Genomic DNA, 15,263 nt, shown 5'->3' with positions numbered 1-15,263 from the left:
CCGTAAACAACGTTTCTTATCATTTCTTACATTTGAGGTTTTCATGATGGAAAAACAGACGATAGTTGTGAAAGTCGGCACCAGCTCCCTGACACTCTCAGACGGAACGATGGATGCTGAAAAAATACGGAACATTACGACCCAGCTTGCCGCGCTGCAGACGGCAGGCCACCATGTGATTCTCGTTTCCTCCGGTGCGATCGCCGCAGGCTTTTCCCGTCTCGGCTTTAAAAAACGGCCGACGAAAATTGCCGATAAACAGGCTGCCGCTGCTGTCGGCCAGGGCCTTCTGATGGAGGAATACACGAAAAATCTGATGGCGTACCAGATTCCGTGCGCGCAGATTCTTTTGAACCGCAGTGACTTTGAGGACCGCCGCCGCTATAAAAACATCTTCGGCTCCCTCTCCGTCCTGCTCGGGCGCGGTGCGATTCCGATCATCAATGAGAACGATACGATCGCGATTGAGGAGCTGAAGGTCGGCGACAACGACACGCTCTCCGCCCAGGTGGCTGCGATGCTGCATGCATCGCTTCTGATTCTGCTGACCGATATCGATGGGCTCTACACTGCCAATCCAAAGAGTGACCCGAATGCGCGCCATATCGACGTGGTAAATGAGATCACGCCGGAGCTCACTGCTGCGGCAGGCGGCGCGGGATCGGGCAACGGAACGGGAGGCATGACAACGAAGCTCTCCGCCGCTTCGCTTGCCACAAGAGCCGGTGTGCCGGTTCTGATCTGCTCCTCGGCGGAGGAAAACAACATTGTGCGTGCGGTGAAAGGAACCGCAAAAGGAACGTACTTTACCGCCAGCGGCCACAACATGAAAACGCGTCTGCAGTGGATGGCGTTCTATGCGCCGAGTGCGGGCAATCTCTACGTCGATGAGGGTGCCGCAGAAGCACTTGCTGTTCAGGCAAAGAGCCTGCTTCCCAAAGGCATCGTGGCAGTCGAAGGCGATTTTAAGAAAGGCGATGTCGTCAGCGTCTTCCGGCGCGGCAGCCATGAATATCTCGGAAAGGGCATTGTCAACTATGACCGGCCGGATCTGCAGAAAATCATGAACGAAAGCACCAGCCACACGGAAGCAATCAACCGCGATAACTGGATCGGCGCGGAATAAATGGTGCCGAATAAAGCATTCTTTTGTTTACGAAAATTCCCCTCCGTGTTATAATATTTGTATTCAGCCGGCTGCAGGTTTTTCTTTCAGCGAGGAAAGGAAGCTGCATCCGGTTTTCCATGTGCTTTTGGTTTTACTTCGAGAGCACAGCAAACACAAAGGAGGGTTTTTACCAATGAAATACGATTTTACATCTCTGATGAACCGCAGCGGCCACGATTCGATCGCTGTCGATCAGATCCCGATTCCGGGTGCGGAAGTCAAAGAGGGCTTCTCCCGCATCCCGATGTGGGTGGCCGACATGAACTTCCCGTCTCTTCCGACCATTCAGGAAGCAATTCACGCGAGAGTCAACGAACCGCATTTTGGCTACTTTGATCTGCCGGATGCATATTTTGACAATATCATCCGCTGGCAGAAAGAGCGCAACGGTGTGGAAGATCTGCCGCGCGAGGCGATCGGCTATGAGAACGGCGTGCTCGGCTGTGTTGCTTCGGCTGCTGCCGCTTTTACATCCCCGGGCGAATCCATTCTTCTGCATTCCCCGACATACATCGGTTTTACCGGTGTTCTTGAGAACTGCGGACGCAATATCGTTCTCTCCGATCTTGTTCAGGATGAGAACGGCGTATGGCGTATAGACTACGCCGATATGGACCGCAAGTTAAAAGAACACAACATTCATTTCGCGATTTTCTGCTCTCCGCACAACCCGACAGGCCGTGTCTGGGAACGCGAGGAAATTGAAAAGGCGATGGAAATTTACAAAGCAAATGAATGCGTTGTCATCTCCGATGAGATCTGGTCTGACCTGACACTGCCGGGCTTCAAACATATCCCGACGCAGTCCGTTTCGAAGGATGCACGCGAGCGCACCATCGCACTTTATGCACCATCCAAGACCTTTAACCTGGCTGGCCTTGTAGGCTCCTACCACATCATCTACAACCGCATGCTGCGCGACCGTGTGGAGAAGGCTTCGTCCCTTTCTCACTACAATTCTCCGAACGTACTCTCTGTTCATGCGCTGATCGGCGCTTACCGGCCGGAGGGATACCAGTGGGTGGATGAACTGCGCGAAGTGCTGAAATCGAATGCGGATTATGCGTACAACTACATTCTCGAGCATTTCAAGGGCGTGAAGCTTTCCAAACCGGAAGGAACGTACATGCTGTACCTCGACTGCGAGGAGTGGTGCAAGGAGCATGATACCGATATGGATACACTGCTGAAAGCCGGTGTTGCTGTCGGCGTGATCTGGCAGGACGGACGGCCGTTCCACAGACCGTATGCGATCCGCCTGAATCTGGCACTGCCGCATGTGCTTGTGAAAGAGGCATTTGACCGTATGGATAAGTATGTATTCAATGCGAAATAATTGTATTTTCTAATTTTATAAACCAAACATAACGAAAGACCGAAACGGACATTTTCCTCTGCCGTTCCGGTCTTTCGCTGTTTTGTGTATCCTGTTTTTTCAGTTGTGCTCCAGCTCCCGCTGTGCCAGCATCTCTTCCACGTTAATGCCGTACTTCTTTAAATTGACGCGGCCGTTTTCCAGCACAATACCGTCTGCCTCCAGCATATCCGCCTGTTTCCCGGCGCCGCCGAAGACAAATTCCGCGGCCAGTTCGCCTTTGGAGTTTACCACACGGTAGCATGGAATGTGCTCCGGATCTGTGTTTTTATGTAAGGCGTTTCCCACGGCACGCGCCATCTTCGGCTCGCCTGCAAGCGCTGCTATCTGGCCGTATGTCGCCACTTTTCCGCACGGAATCTGCTTTACCGCCTCATAGATTCTTTTGGTCGGGCTGTCCGTGATGATGTCGTAGCTCTCGGCGATCATGGTACGCACAGCGTCATCGGGTACGGTTCCGTCGAGGAGAATCGTGTTCCAATGTTCTTTGTTCTGATGATATCCCGGGATAACTGACGCGAATGCATCGCGCCAGTAGTCCCGCCATTCCGGGTTTGCTTTTACATTCAGCTGAATGATTCCGTCCTTTTCATAGACCCACAGAAATGCCTTTTTGCTTCCTTTCACGCGGATGAGCTGCCAGTTGTCATCGTGGAACGGTGCTTCCTGATATGTGTCCGGGAAGGAAAGGCCATAGGATAGCGCTTCTTCTCTTGTCTTCATTGCAGACTTCCTTTCTTCCTGTCGCGGGTGTTTTGATGTTTTTTCCGCAAAACACCCGCTTTTTTCTGTATTCGTCCTGCCGCTGCGATTCTGCTTTTTTCTGCGGCATTTTTCTTTATTATATCATTCCGCCTGCTTCTGCGCAATTTTTCACCTGCTATTTTTTCATCTTCGGCTGGAAAATCCAGCTTGCAAGATACGCGAAAATCAACGCCGCTGATGTTCCGACAGCCCCCGCCTTTAATCCGCCCTGGAACAATCCTAAAAATCCGCTTTCTTTTACGGCATCTTTTACTCCCTGAAACAAAAGATGCCCGAATCCGAGCAGCGGCACCGACGCGCCTGCCCCGGCGTATTCTGCAAATGGATCGTAGAGTCCCAGAAAGCTCAACACCGCGCCCATGCACACAAGCGTTACCATAATTCTTCCCGGCAGCATTTTCGTGCGGTCGAGCAGAATCTGGCACAGGGCACAAATGAGGCCGCCGACCCAGAAGGCATTGAAATATTCCATAAACGTTCCCATTTTACACATCCTCCTCCCGCTCGATTACAACCGCCTGTGCAATACCAGGCACGCTGCTGCCCTCCTGAAAGCTGACCTTCGACATCAGCGCACCAGTCGGTACAAACAGAATCCTCTTCCACTCTCCGTTTTCCAGCTTCGGCAGCAGATACTCCGCCAGCACCGATGCCGCACAGCCGCAGCCGCTTCCGCCCGCGCCGGTGTCCTGTTTTGCCGGGTCGAAGATCAGCATGCCGCAGTCACTGTGCTGTTCCGAGATATCGTATCCTTTTTTCTTCAGCAGCTCCAGCAGAATTTCCCGCCCCACAACGCCGAGATCTCCCGTCACAATGCGGTCGTAATCGGCCGGTTCCCGGTTGAAATCGACGAGGTTCTGTGCAATCGTATCGCACGCAGCGGGGGCCATGCAGGCGCCCATGTTCTGGTTGTCTTTCAGCCCGTAATCAATGATTTTTCCCGTCGTAGCGCCCGTGATTTTCACTCTGCTCTTCGTTTTTCCAAGCACACACGCGCCGCTTCCCGTCACCGTCCAGCTCGCGGACGGCGGGCGCTGGTTTCCGTAGGCGAGCGGAAAACGGAACTCCTTCTCCGCCGTTCCAAAATGGCTCGATGTCACCGCCAGCACCCGGTCACCGTATCCTCCTGCGACTGCCATCGCGCCAAGCGAAAGCGCCTCTCCCATCGTCGAGCAGGCACCGAACAGGCCGTAGAGCGGGCAGTTCAGATCCACCAGGCCGAACGATGATGCGATTGACTGTGCCAGAAGATCGCCCGCAAAAATCATGCGGATCTGCTCTGGCCTCACATTGGCTTTCTGCATTGCCAGCTTCGCGGTGGCAAGCTGCAGTTCACTCTCGCCCTCCTCCCAGCTCTCCTGCCCGCACATCGGGTCCGAAAGCGTGTGCGAAAAGTATTCGCCCAGCGGTCCATCCTTTTCCTTTTCTCCTACAATCGCCGCGCTGCCCTCGATATAGACGGCTTTGGCAAACGAGATGCTCTGCTTTCCTGTCATCTGTCTCATCGGCAAATTCCTCCGTTTTCTTATTTTGCGTCTTACCATTTCTGACCTTCAGTATTTCCGTTTTTTCCATTCTTACGCATGATTTTCCTGTTTTAGGGAACTCTGTACGCTGTAGCACAAAAATCCTGTTTCAGAAACTTTTAGAGGAATCTTTTTCATGAGTGAAATGCTGTATCTTCAGACGGAGCGGAATATCAAAATCACCAGTCCCGTCGTGACGCTCGGCGATGTGGCGCAGCTTTCCTGTTCAGACGGCGCTGTCCTTGCCCGCAATCAGGTCCGCCGCGTGGCGCATCTTCCCGATGACGGATACGGGCGCTACGTCTGCTCCGCCTCCACCCTCGTCCGCCTCGTCACGGAGGCCGAGGAGCACGTCGATGTCACCCACATCGGCGAGCCGAATTTTATTTTAACGTACGAGGATCCGCGTCAGAAAAACACCTGGATCAGCTGGTGCAAAACGATTCTGGTCGGCATCCTTACGTTTATCGGAACTGCGTTTTCCATTATGACCTTCCACACCGACATCGGCGTCCGCGAGCTGTTTTTGGATGTTTACACCCGTTTTCTCCCGCAGATGACGCCCGGATTTTCGGTGCTGGAAATTTCATATTCCATCGGCATCGGCCTTGGCGTCGTGCTCTATTTCAACCATTTCGGACGGCGGAAATTCACGCAGGACCCGACGCCGCTCGAGGTGGAAATGCGGGTCTACGAGGATGATATCGATACGACCATTATCGAACAGAACGACCGCTCCGGTAAAGGAAAGGAGGCTTTTCATGCGAATCCTGCCAGAGATCCTGCTGATCACAGCCGGTCTTAGCCTTGGCTTTTTCATCGCGAGCGGCCTTGTCGCGCTTGTGATCGGCCTTGGCATCGTGACACGGTACGCCGGCATCACAAAGACAGCAGGGAGCCTGCGTTTTTACGAATGCTGCTGTATGGCCGGGGCGCTGTTCGGCGATCTTTTCTCGCTTGGCACCTTCTCGTTTTCCCTGCCCTCCTGGACGGCCGGTGTGTTCTGGCTTTTTGCAGGCATTTATCTGGGAAGCTGGATCATCGCGCTCGGCGAAGTCGTCAACCTGTTTTCGATCCTCTGCCGCCGGATCGGACTGACGCGCGGACTGCCGTTTGTAATTCTCTGCATGGCGGCAGGGAAAATCGCGGGCTCTCTCTATTATTTTGCAAATGGATTTCAATAAGAACTGGAGGTAAGATGTGATGCAGAGTTTAAAAAGTGAACGGGCAAAAAAAGAATACGAACAGTTTGTCAAAGAGGTGACGCCAAAGCAGAATCTCTTCTGCAATATGGCAAAAGCCTTTATCGTCGGCGGTCTGATCTGTGTCGTGGGGCAGATTCTGCTCCATATCGGCAAAACGCAGTTCTCGCTCAGCAAAGATGACGCCGGCTCCTGGTGCTCGCTGATTCTGATCCTTAGCAGTGTGATTTTAACCGGCCTCAACATCTATCAGAAAATCGTCACCTTTGCCGGCTGCGGTGCGCTCGTCCCGATCACCGGCTTTGCCAACTCGGTTGCAGCTCCTGCGATTGAATATAAAAAAGAAGGACAGGTCTTCGGCATCGGTGCGAAAATTTTCACCATCGCCGGACCTGTCATTCTGTACGGTGTCTTTGCAAGCTGGCTGCTCGGCTTTCTCTATTGGCTGTGGACCGCTGCCGGGAACTGGTTTTAAATCAGTTCCGCAGCGCTTCCGCCTCTTCTTTTGTGCAGCCCTCGCGGCTGTAACGGGCTTTTTCATAGCCGTCGTGCAGCCGTCTCATGCCGTCGCCGGAAAGCTCGTTTCTCTCTTCCAGCTCCGCCGGGGTTTCGGCTCCGGTCGGCTGGTATTTTCCGGCTTTTTTGATCGTTTTTTTATACTTCCGGCGGATACGCATATTCGGGGAGAGATAGCCCTCTTTCTTTTCCCGCCGCCACGGCAGATTTTCCCGTTCGTCGTTTCCCTGATGCAGGAAGAGAACTTCGTCCTCCTCATCCTCTGAGAAGGCTTTTCCCGCATTTTTTACGCTCTGGTAAATCGCCCGCAGAACCGCGGTTCCGACGGCAACCATCACAAGATACATGACCGCCGTAAAAAGATTCTGGATCCACTGCGGCATCGGTTTGTACTCTTTGTCCCCCAGCATATCGGACAGATCGGCCTGCTCCATGCCCTGCGGCGCCTCGGCCTCCGGTGTTTCGATCGTAAGATCGCTTTCCAGCTCTTTCGGCTCATATCCTGCGATCGCCTCCGCAATCGGATCCTTTCCGTAGAGCGCCGATGGGAGCACGAACAGTACCAGAAGGAGTACTGCAATTTTCAGGATCAGTTTTCCCGTCCGCTGCATCGTCTCCACCGGGAGATTGGCGATTTTCTGATGGTCACGGATGAACCCGTGCATGCCGTCGAGGTACTGGCAGAAGAAGCACAGGAATACATCTGCAAAGAAAAACCAGTAGATCAGATGCCAGTAGAACGGCATTTTCATCAGCACACCGATCACATACTGTATCATAAACCAGAGAAAATGAAGGGGCTTTGGCTCATCGAGGAGCGTCGGGATCTCCCACGCTTCCATATCTGCCAGCGGCATTGAGCCGGCCGGCAGTTCCTGCGCTGCTTTCTTTAACTGGCCTTTGCGGATTCTGACATAGCCGCGGATCAGGAAAATCACAGCGGCCATAAGACCCGTCATCACGCCGGAAAGGCTCTCCAGAAATGCAGGAGAAATACCGTTCTCAAACTTGTTTTTTCCATCGTTTGCCGCCGCAGCCGCTTCAATTACCGCTGCCGCCTGCACACTGAACAGGGAACAGAAAAATTTCGCTGCCAGATACGTCACCGCGCAGACCGCAATTCCGCCAAGCAGAAACTGCCAGAGTGCTTTCGTTTTCCGGATCAGAATCCAGCTTGCGGCGGCCGGAATCAGCATCAATAAGGATATGGCGCAGAAATACATCGCCTCCCTTCCCGTCAGCTCCAGAAAACCGGCGGCAAAGCCATAGATGCCGGCGAATAAAAGCCAGACATGAAGCCAGGTCAGCGGGATCTGTACCAGTGTCTTTTTTATTTCCATGGTTTCACCTCCCAGCCGATTGCGGTGTACGCACGGTTCTGCTCCGACGGAACTTCTTCGCCCGGCAGATACGGAATCACCCACAGAACCTGGTTCTGCGCACCGGAGAGCAGATGAAGCGCCTCACGGACCTCATCGGTTCTGTTTTTGGATACGACAACGTAGGTGTGGCCGGTGAGCTCTTTTTCCGCCTCTTTGTGCAGAAACTCCGCGCTGCCTGTGAGATTGCCCCCAAGCTGCACGCACGCCAGTTTCCGGTTCAGCTCCGCTGTTTTTCCGGCGCCCGCTGCCAGATGGACACGCAGCTCCTCGCCGGTCTCCTCATCTTTCGCATTGCTCTTCACCCACAGATTCATCTTGTTTTTCACCATCCGCGCCGCAAGCGAAGACGTGATGCGGATGCTCTCCTCGACCTGCGCTTCCTCGCGCAGAATGTTGGCGTCCTCGATATCGAGAAGCACCGTAACTTCCACGCTCGTCGTCGCGTCAAACTGATTGACCATCAGATCTCCCATCCGTGCCGACGATTTCCAGTTGATGCGGTTCATCGGGTCTTCTTTCCGGTAATCGCGGATACCGGAAAATTCAAATGGGTCCTCGTACAGGCGATTCCGTGACAGAACCATGCCCGACACGGCACGGCAGATCATCTGAATCCGTGCAGTATCGACCTGGCGCGGGTAAACGTACATCTGTGTCTGCTGCGGGTAATCGCTGTAAAGACCCTCCCGGAAAAAAAGATCGTACGCTACGGCATGCGCACCGGTGATCTCGTAGAATCCTCGTTTTTTCGCCTGAAACGGCAGTGTTCTCGTGACCTGCTGATGAAACAGGAACGAAAAGACATCGCGTTTGTAGCTCTGGTCGGTGATGCTCGCGTTTGCTTTTGCCTCGCGGTCGAATTCCAGATTGCGGCTCATCGAAATGCCAAGCTCGAGTGCCGGAATCGGCAGCAGTTTGTCGTTTACGATGACCTCTTTTAACGTACTCTCCTCGCCCTCATAGATCGCGGAATCCTGGAAGCTGACCTGGATTTTCAGATTTTTCTGCCAGTTTTTCTGGTACAGCTTTTTCTGCAGAAACCAGGCGAGCGCCATTCCAAATAGTAATAAAAGAAGCATAGTCCGTTACCTTCCTGACCAGTTTTCGGTCGGCAGATCGATGCGGTTTAAAATTTCCTCGATCACCGATTCTGCGGCTCTTCCGTCGTCTGCGCCGATCTGCATGGTGAGACGGTGTGCGAGTACCGGAACAGCCACGGTCTTGAAGTCCTCCGGCACAACGTAGTTTCGTCCCTGCACCAGCGCGTGGCCCTGTACGGCACGTAAAAATGCGAGTGTTCCACGCGGGCTCACACCGCTTGCAATCTTGCTGTTGACTCTCGTCTCCTGTACGATGCGGACGAGATACTGTACCAGTTCCGGATGCAGGTAGACTTCTTTACACGCCTCCTGCAGGGTACGGATTTCTTCTTTTGGGCAGACAGACGACAGCTCGGCGAGCGGCTCCTCGGTCAGGAAACGGGCGATCATCTGCGTCTCTTCCGCCGGGCTTAATGCTTCCATCGAAAGTTTCATTAAAAAACGGTCCATCTGCGCCTCCGGCAGCGGGAAGGTTCCGAGCGTCTCGAGCGGGTTCTGCGTGGCGATGACGAGGAACGGCTCCTCGAGCGGCCGTGTCACACCGTCCACGGTGATCTGGCGCTCAGCCATGCACTCGAGAAGGCTGCTCTGCGTCTTCGGCGTTGCACGGTTGATCTCATCGGCAAGCAGAATGTTGCAGAAGGCAGGGCCTTTCGAGAAGACAAACTCTCCGCTTTTGGCATCAAAATAATTGAGACCGGTGACATCGGACGGCAGTAAGTCCGGTGTGAACTGGATGCGGCCGAACTCTGCCTCGACGGATTTCGCAAGGGATTTCGCCATGACCGTTTTTCCGGTTCCCGGGACATCCTCGAGCAGGATATGACCTTTGGCAACAAGGCAGGTCAGGACAAGCTCGATCGTGCGCTCGTTTCCGATCATGACCTTTGCGATATTTTCTTTTAATTGCTGTAATCCATTGTTTTCCATGTTTTTGCTTCCTCCCGATGTAAATTTGCGTGCTGCGATTCTCCTCGTTTCTTTCTCATGGCTCTGAATCGTTACAAATAGCGGAAAACAGCTCCCCTCGATGCTCTGTTTGTCAACGCGGATATTCGCAATCCGCTTCGCTACTTGCCTGACTCGGTCAAAAAGAACACGATAAAAATATTTTACAGCACATAAATTCAGAACACAAGAAAAAAGAACGATGCTGTGTCTCCTTTTTTGGGGGATCCTTTTCACCATCGTTCTTTTCCTTTTCGTTCCGGCTCTTTTCTTGTCTTACTACAGGTGGCAACCAGGAAGCCTTGCTGCGTTTTTTTCTTTTACACAAAAGACAGCTTCTCAGCTGTTTTCCATCCGCATCTGCCGCAGAATCTTCTTTTCCATCCGCGACACCTGCACCTGCGAAATCCCCAGTTTTCCGGCGATCTGCGCCTGCGTCATGTCCTGAAAATAGCGCATGTAGATGAGCTGCCGCTCCTTCGCGGGCAGTCGTCCCAACAGCTCTTCCAAGAAAATCCGGTTCAGCAGCTTTTCCTGCCCGTTCTCTTTTTCCGGAATGCGGTCCATCAGAGAAATATCGTGGTTTTCCCCCTGATAGATGGTCTTCTGCAGCGATTCCACCTCCGCGCCGGACTCCATCGCCTCCACGATTTCCTCCACGGTAACATCAAGCTCCCCCGCTATCTCCGCCAGCGTCGGATCGCGCCCGTTCTCCCGCTCCAGCCGCTCCCGCACCGCATACGCTTTCCACGCCAGTTCCCGGATCGGGCGGCTCACCTTCACCATCCCCTCCGACCGCAGAAACCGCCGGATCTCCCCCGCAATCATCGGAACCGCATACGTCGAAAAACAGACTTCAAACGAAGGATCAAATTTATCAATCGCCTTCAACAGCCCAATGCTCCCGATCTGGCACAGATCCTCCATCTCCACCCCGCGGTTTGCAAACCGCCTCACCATGCTCCAGACCAGTCCCATATTTTCCTCTGCCAGTGTATCCCTTGCCGCTTTATCCCCTTCGTGTGCCTTTTCGATCAGGGCAAGCGTATGTTCCATGCATTCTGACTCCTATGACTTCCGATCCGGCCCTTACATTTCCGGATGCACACCGATTTTCCGTTTCATCACCACTTCCGTCCCCCATCCCGGATGCGACCTTACTTCCAGCTCATCCATAAACGCCTCCATAAACGAAAACCCCATCCCCGACCGCTCCAGCTCCGGGCAGGTCGTAAACATCGGCTCCATCGCCTTCTCCACATTTTCAATCCCGACGCCGGTATCTTTTACCGTCACCTGAAACACCTTCTCCTCCAGATCCAGCACACACTTCATCTGAATTTTACCTTTTTCCTGCCGATATCCGTGAATCATCGCATTCGTAACCGCCTCCGAAATCGCCGTCTTGACATCCGCCACTTCCTCCACCGTCGGATTCAGCTGCGCCAGAAACGCCGCCGCAGACACCCGCGCAAAACTCTCATTGCAGGGACGGCTCTCAAATTCCAGCGTCATCGTATTCCACCGCATCTTCTCTTCTGTTTTCATCCTTTCTCGCATCATCCCATTCCCCTTTCTGCCCACTCCCCGTCCAAAACCTACTTCCACGTCTTCTCCTCTTCCACCTCAATCACCCGCGTCACCCCCGACATCACCAGAATCCTCCGCATCCGCTCTCCCACATGCACCGCTCTCACCTTCCCGCCAATCAGCTCCATCTCCCGAAACCTTCCCATCACCAGTCCAATCCCCGAACTGTCCATAAACACCGTCTTCCGAAAATCAAACACCACCTCCCTCACATTCCTCTCCACCAAAATCTCCCCCGCCTCCTCCCGAAGCCGGTCAGCCACAAAATGATCCACCTCTTCCGGAAGCCGAATCGTCATCACCGCATCCTTCACCCAAACACGATTATCCATTTCCCATCCTCCCTCTTTCCTGTCATAAAATAAAAAACACAAAAGATTTTTCGCCGTAAAGCGAATTTCATCTTTTGTGTTTTATCTTCTCACTTTTATACTTTTTTGCCCTTCGTCCCACGCACCCTCCGCGTAGTCAGTGGTATCAGCCCGACGAAACAGCGCCGCATCTCCTGCGGCATTCTGACCCGTGGGCGTCCGTCCTCACTATTCCTCCGTCTTCACAGTCCCCCCCAGCGCCTCAATCTGCTGCTCGGCCTTAGTAGCCTTCTGGGTTCCCGGGAACTTATCGATGATCTCCTGGAACACCGAAATCGCATTATCGGTATCCCCACTCAGCCGATACGCATGCGCCAGATAGTTAAGCACCGTATAGTCACTGTCGTTGATATTCTTAGCCTTCGAAAGCTTATCAATCGCCTCAGTGTAATTCGCATCGTCAAATGCATTCACACCCGACTGCGAAAGCTCCTGGAACATAGACGACTGCATGCTCTTGTAAATAGTGTCATACACAGCCTTTGCGTCCACAGAAAGCACCTCCGGGTTGACCTCGGTCAGTGCGTTTGTTGCGTTGCTCGTGTTGCCCTGCTGCTGCGCTTCCACAGCCTTTAAAAGGTTCTCATAGGAAGCCGCCGTATCCTGTGCCGTCTGGATCTGCTGCTGCGCAGAAGCCGTCGTTTCGTTCAGAGAATCCACCTGGCTCTGGAGCTGGTTCAGCTGGGCCTCCTGGCTCGCCATCTTGCCGCTGTATTCCACAACCTTCTCGTCCGCCTGCCGGTTAATTCGCTGCGTATTCGCAGGCCCGATCAGAAACCACACAACCAGTGCGCCAAGCACCAGCCCAATACCGATATTCAGCATCGTTGCCGCTGTAGACGTCTCGCGGAACGTCGGCGGAATAATCACCGTATCCCCGCTTACCACACGCTCACGCTCGTCCTCGCGCTGCTCCTCCGTGCGCTCCCTGCGGCCGAACCGCCGCGGCTCCAGCGACGTCTGCGTACCCGTCTGGAAATCAACCTCCTTCAGGAAACGAAGCGTCGTCGAGTTCGTCTTGTCAATTTTCGCCGCCTTTTTCAGAATCTTCCGCGCTTTCTCATACTCACCTTTGTGAATATAAATCAGCGCCAGCAGATGATATCCCTTGATCAGCTTCGGATTCTGGTTCAGAATCTTGCGCAGCTGGATCGCAGCCACATCCTCATTGTTCTCGCGGCAGCATTTCAGCGCACTGTTGTATTTCTTGATCGTCTGATTGATCATATCCAGCTTCGCCTGCTCCGCCTGCAGCGTCGCAATATACTCCGTCGCCACATTATTCTCCGGCATAATATTCTTGCTGATGATCCACTCACTTAACGCCGCAACCGCTTCACCCGTCTCAAAATAGACAAGGCCTAACAAGTTCCGCGCATGGATATTGTATTTGTTAAACTTCAGGCTCCGCCGCAGCATATCAATCGCTCCGGAAAGATCCCGGATCTCTGCCTTGTCGAGGCCCAGATTGTAGTACATATTCGAAAGAGAAAAACATTTTCTCTGTACTCTCAGGTTAAAACCACAGTTGGGACAGATCTCCATTCCGACGTCCACAACCGATTTACAATTCATACAGTTCATTCCGGCACCTTACTCTTCCTTTTCCGCTTCTGTCTCGTTTTCCTGTTCCGGCTTGTCGTTTTTCATCATTTCTTTCAAAATGTCGATCACATCCGTCAGATCACGGCTGTAAATCGCATCCTCCACCTCGTCCACATCGAGACACGGTTTAAACTTCTTCAGTTCTTCTTCGTAATTTAACATAAACAAAAAATTCCTTCCTGTATTCGCTAACCATTCCGCTTTGCAAGATATGCTTTCAGTTCGCCCGCCAGATACAGAGAACCCACGCAGAACAGCATGCCGCTGCCCTTCTTTTCCAGTGCCTTCTCATACGCTGCCCCGATCTCCGATTCCGCGCAGACATCCGTGCATCCTGCTTTTCTGAAGTCCTCTGCAAGCACTTCCGCCGGTACGACGCGGCTTCCGTCGATCTGCGTTGCAACAACATGGGACGGATGGATGCCCTCGCAGATTTCACCGATCATCTCATGATAGTGCTTGTCTGCAACTGCCGTGAACAGAATCGTGATCTCGTTTTCTTTCGCAAAATAGCCTGCCGTGCTGACAAACTGTGCAATGCCGTCCTCGTTGTGCGCGCCGTCGATGATGACGCCCGGCGCAGCCATTTCCATACGGCACGGCCATTTGATCTTCGAAAGACCTTCCGCAAGCACGTTCTTAGGAATGTCGTGCACGTCCTGCAGAATATGCATCGTGTAAAACGCAAGGCTTGCATTCATCATCTGATATTTTGCCACGTACGGAATCGCAAGCTCTGCTTTTTCGCCGCCCAGGTATGCAAAGGTAAAGGTGATGCCCTCGCGGCTCTGTGTTTTCATCTCATAGAACGACGGCTCCATCGGCCATGCCGGGCTTCCCATCTCTTTCGCCTTTGCGGCAATGACAGACGCCGGACCTGGCTGGCTGGCGTCGTAAATCACCGGGACACCGGCTTTGATGATGCCGGCTTTCTCTCCCGCAATCGCCTCGAGGGTGTCGCCGAGATACTCGGTGTGGTCGCGGCTGATGGACGTGATGATGCATGCCAGCGGCTTTTCGACCACATTTGTCGCATCCAGCCGTCCGCCAAGGCCGGTCTCCATGACCAGGTATTCCACGCCGGCTTCTTTGAAAATCAGCATTCCCATCAGGAACAGCGTCTCAAAATAGCTCGGATGGCCTTCGCCCTCCGCCTCGTATTCTTTGGCTGCTTTTTCCACTTTGAGAAATGCGTCGAGAAACTGCTCATCCGACACATCTTCCCCGTTGATCTGGAACCGCTCGTTGATGCGTACAAGGTGCGGGGAGGTAAAAAGTCCTGTCTTTTTGCCGCCTGCAAGCAGCATCGCATTCAAGTACGCGCAGACGCTTCCCTTTCCGTTCGTGCCCGCCACATGGATAATTTTGATCCCTTCCTGCGGATTCCCAAGGCGCGAAAGAAGCTCCCTCGTATGTTCCGGCGGATGCTTCACCGTAAATTTCGGTATTGTTTCGATATAATCAACTGCTTCTGTATAATTCACCTTATTTCACCATTCTTCAGTATTTTAGGGCTGCTTTCAAACCCTAGTACATCGTTTCGTAAATAACTATACCAATCACGCAGGATGCAGATTCGAGTGTGCAGGTATAAAAATGTAGGCGTAGCGGGCTACGCCGAGGCTTTTATGCCTGTGCAATCGGATTTGCAGACAAGTGAGTGGTATAGTTATTTCGAAAACGATGTACTAGTATCATTATAATCGAGTGACCGG

At 53.1% G+C, this 15,263-nt stretch carries 17 protein-coding genes; 5 read left to right on the top strand and 12 right to left on the bottom strand.

Going from position 1 to position 15,263, the window contains the following annotated elements:
- Positions 1–43: 43 nt before the first annotated feature.
- On the top strand, positions 44–1,126 hold the full coding sequence (proB, locus tag DW915_RS08935) for a glutamate 5-kinase (protein ID WP_226906324.1): 1,083 nt from the start codon (positions 44–46) through the stop codon (positions 1,124–1,126).
- Positions 1,127–1,301: 175 nt separating this feature from the next.
- A complete protein-coding gene (locus DW915_RS08930; protein WP_118741990.1) occupies positions 1,302–2,504 on the top strand; it encodes a MalY/PatB family protein in 1,203 nt (400 codons plus the stop codon).
- Positions 2,505–2,603: 99 nt separating this feature from the next.
- Here DW915_RS08930 and DW915_RS08925 read toward each other — a convergent pair whose 3' ends face one another.
- The 3 genes from DW915_RS08925 to spoVAD form a co-directional block, all read right to left on the bottom strand.
- Positions 2,604–3,266 (bottom strand): methylated-DNA--[protein]-cysteine S-methyltransferase, encoded by a 663-nt coding sequence (locus tag DW915_RS08925; RefSeq protein ID WP_055268126.1) that lies wholly within the window; start codon positions 3,264–3,266, stop codon positions 2,604–2,606.
- Positions 3,267–3,423: 157 nt separating this feature from the next.
- Positions 3,424–3,780, bottom strand: coding sequence for a SpoVA/SpoVAEb family sporulation membrane protein (locus DW915_RS08920; RefSeq protein WP_118742015.1), 357 nt, complete (start codon positions 3,778–3,780; stop codon positions 3,424–3,426).
- A gap of 13 nt (positions 3,781–3,793) precedes the next feature.
- On the bottom strand, positions 3,794–4,813 hold the full coding sequence (gene spoVAD, locus DW915_RS08915) for a stage V sporulation protein AD (RefSeq protein ID WP_055219982.1): 1,020 nt from the start codon (positions 4,811–4,813) through the stop codon (positions 3,794–3,796).
- Positions 4,814–4,970: 157 nt separating this feature from the next.
- Here spoVAD and DW915_RS08910 point away from each other — a divergent pair, with 157 nt between their 5' ends.
- The 3 genes from DW915_RS08910 to spoVAC are packed head-to-tail and all read left to right on the top strand — an operon-like array spanning position 4,971 to position 6,511.
- Positions 4,971–5,639, top strand: a complete 669-nt coding sequence (locus tag DW915_RS08910) for a stage V sporulation protein AA (RefSeq protein WP_055219984.1) — start codon at positions 4,971–4,973, stop codon at positions 5,637–5,639.
- On the top strand, positions 5,596–6,018 hold the full coding sequence (locus DW915_RS08905) for a stage V sporulation protein AB (protein ID WP_055228037.1): 423 nt from the start codon (positions 5,596–5,598) through the stop codon (positions 6,016–6,018). The genes DW915_RS08910 and DW915_RS08905 overlap by 44 nt, the downstream gene beginning before the upstream one ends.
- A gap of 19 nt (positions 6,019–6,037) precedes the next feature.
- Positions 6,038–6,511, top strand: a complete 474-nt coding sequence (spoVAC, locus tag DW915_RS08900; RefSeq protein ID WP_022461770.1) for a stage V sporulation protein AC — start codon at positions 6,038–6,040, stop codon at positions 6,509–6,511.
- A 1-nt stretch (position 6,512) separates the two neighbouring features.
- On the opposite strand, the gene DW915_RS08895 is transcribed toward spoVAC, so the two are convergent.
- The 9 genes from DW915_RS08895 to DW915_RS08860 form a co-directional block, all read right to left on the bottom strand.
- On the bottom strand, positions 6,513–7,892 hold the full coding sequence (locus DW915_RS08895; RefSeq protein WP_117802356.1) for a DUF4129 domain-containing protein: 1,380 nt from the start codon (positions 7,890–7,892) through the stop codon (positions 6,513–6,515).
- Complete coding sequence (locus tag DW915_RS08890; RefSeq protein WP_118741989.1) at positions 7,883–9,013, bottom strand: DUF58 domain-containing protein; 1,131 nt, start codon at positions 9,011–9,013, stop codon at positions 7,883–7,885. Before DW915_RS08890 ends, DW915_RS08895 begins: the two co-directional genes overlap by 10 nt.
- Before the next feature lie 6 nt (positions 9,014–9,019).
- Positions 9,020–9,964: an AAA family ATPase gene (locus DW915_RS08885; RefSeq protein ID WP_118742013.1), complete on the bottom strand. Its 945-nt coding sequence runs from the start codon at positions 9,962–9,964 to the stop codon at positions 9,020–9,022.
- A 357-nt stretch (positions 9,965–10,321) separates the two neighbouring features.
- Positions 10,322–11,038, bottom strand: a complete 717-nt coding sequence (locus DW915_RS08880) for a SigB/SigF/SigG family RNA polymerase sigma factor (RefSeq protein ID WP_022461765.1) — start codon at positions 11,036–11,038, stop codon at positions 10,322–10,324.
- Between the two features lie 33 nt (positions 11,039–11,071).
- A complete protein-coding gene (gene spoIIAB / locus DW915_RS08875; protein ID WP_270423031.1) occupies positions 11,072–11,542 on the bottom strand; it encodes an anti-sigma F factor in 471 nt (156 codons plus the stop codon).
- Positions 11,543–11,580: 38 nt separating this feature from the next.
- Positions 11,581–11,904 carry an anti-sigma factor antagonist gene (locus DW915_RS08870; RefSeq protein ID WP_022461763.1) on the bottom strand — a complete coding sequence of 108 codons (324 nt, stop codon included), beginning with the start codon at positions 11,902–11,904 and terminating at the stop codon, positions 11,581–11,583.
- A 207-nt stretch (positions 11,905–12,111) separates the two neighbouring features.
- A complete protein-coding gene (locus DW915_RS08865) occupies positions 12,112–13,527 on the bottom strand; it encodes a tetratricopeptide repeat protein (RefSeq protein WP_022461762.1) in 1,416 nt (471 codons plus the stop codon).
- A gap of 9 nt (positions 13,528–13,536) precedes the next feature.
- A complete protein-coding gene (locus tag DW915_RS15905) occupies positions 13,537–13,710 on the bottom strand; it encodes a hypothetical protein (RefSeq protein WP_022461761.1) in 174 nt (57 codons plus the stop codon).
- A gap of 26 nt (positions 13,711–13,736) precedes the next feature.
- On the bottom strand, positions 13,737–15,032 hold the full coding sequence (locus DW915_RS08860; protein ID WP_117509831.1) for a bifunctional folylpolyglutamate synthase/dihydrofolate synthase: 1,296 nt from the start codon (positions 15,030–15,032) through the stop codon (positions 13,737–13,739).
- Positions 15,033–15,263: the final 231 nt, after the last annotated feature.

This window comes from Blautia sp. AM42-2 (assembly GCF_003480245.1).
Classification (GTDB): domain Bacteria; phylum Bacillota; class Clostridia; order Lachnospirales; family Lachnospiraceae; genus Fusicatenibacter; species Fusicatenibacter saccharivorans.
The sequence above is the reverse complement of the archived record's forward strand: the minus strand, read 5'-3'. Positions and strand labels throughout refer to the sequence as shown.

Bases quoted from the DNA above. Each gene is read 5' to 3' on its own strand.
- DW915_RS08905 (WP_055228037.1), top strand. From the start codon at position 5,596: ATGCGAATCCTGCCAGAGATCCTGCTGATCACAGCCGGTCTTAGCCTT.
- DW915_RS15905 (WP_022461761.1), bottom strand. From the start codon at position 13,710: ATGTTAAATTACGAAGAAGAACTGAAGAAGTTTAAACCGTGTCTCGAT.
- DW915_RS08930 (WP_118741990.1), top strand. From the start codon at position 1,302: ATGAAATACGATTTTACATCTCTGATGAACCGCAGCGGCCACGATTCG.
- DW915_RS08865 (WP_022461762.1), bottom strand. From the start codon at position 13,527: ATGAACTGTATGAATTGTAAATCGGTTGTGGACGTCGGAATGGAGATC.
- DW915_RS08890 (WP_118741989.1), bottom strand. From the start codon at position 9,013: ATGCTTCTTTTATTACTATTTGGAATGGCGCTCGCCTGGTTTCTGCAG.
- spoVAD (WP_055219982.1), bottom strand. From the start codon at position 4,813: ATGAGACAGATGACAGGAAAGCAGAGCATCTCGTTTGCCAAAGCCGTC.
- proB (WP_226906324.1), top strand. From the start codon at position 44: ATGATGGAAAAACAGACGATAGTTGTGAAAGTCGGCACCAGCTCCCTG.
- spoVAC (WP_022461770.1), top strand. From the start codon at position 6,038: ATGCAGAGTTTAAAAAGTGAACGGGCAAAAAAAGAATACGAACAGTTT.
- DW915_RS08895 (WP_117802356.1), bottom strand. From the start codon at position 7,892: ATGGAAATAAAAAAGACACTGGTACAGATCCCGCTGACCTGGCTTCAT.
- DW915_RS08920 (WP_118742015.1), bottom strand. From the start codon at position 3,780: ATGGAATATTTCAATGCCTTCTGGGTCGGCGGCCTCATTTGTGCCCTG.
- DW915_RS08885 (WP_118742013.1), bottom strand. From the start codon at position 9,964: ATGGAAAACAATGGATTACAGCAATTAAAAGAAAATATCGCAAAGGTC.
- DW915_RS08870 (WP_022461763.1), bottom strand. From the start codon at position 11,904: ATGGATAATCGTGTTTGGGTGAAGGATGCGGTGATGACGATTCGGCTT.
- spoIIAB (WP_270423031.1), bottom strand. From the start codon at position 11,542: ATGCGAGAAAGGATGAAAACAGAAGAGAAGATGCGGTGGAATACGATG.
- DW915_RS08880 (WP_022461765.1), bottom strand. From the start codon at position 11,038: ATGGAACATACGCTTGCCCTGATCGAAAAGGCACACGAAGGGGATAAA.
- DW915_RS08910 (WP_055219984.1), top strand. From the start codon at position 4,971: ATGAGTGAAATGCTGTATCTTCAGACGGAGCGGAATATCAAAATCACC.
- DW915_RS08925 (WP_055268126.1), bottom strand. From the start codon at position 3,266: ATGAAGACAAGAGAAGAAGCGCTATCCTATGGCCTTTCCTTCCCGGAC.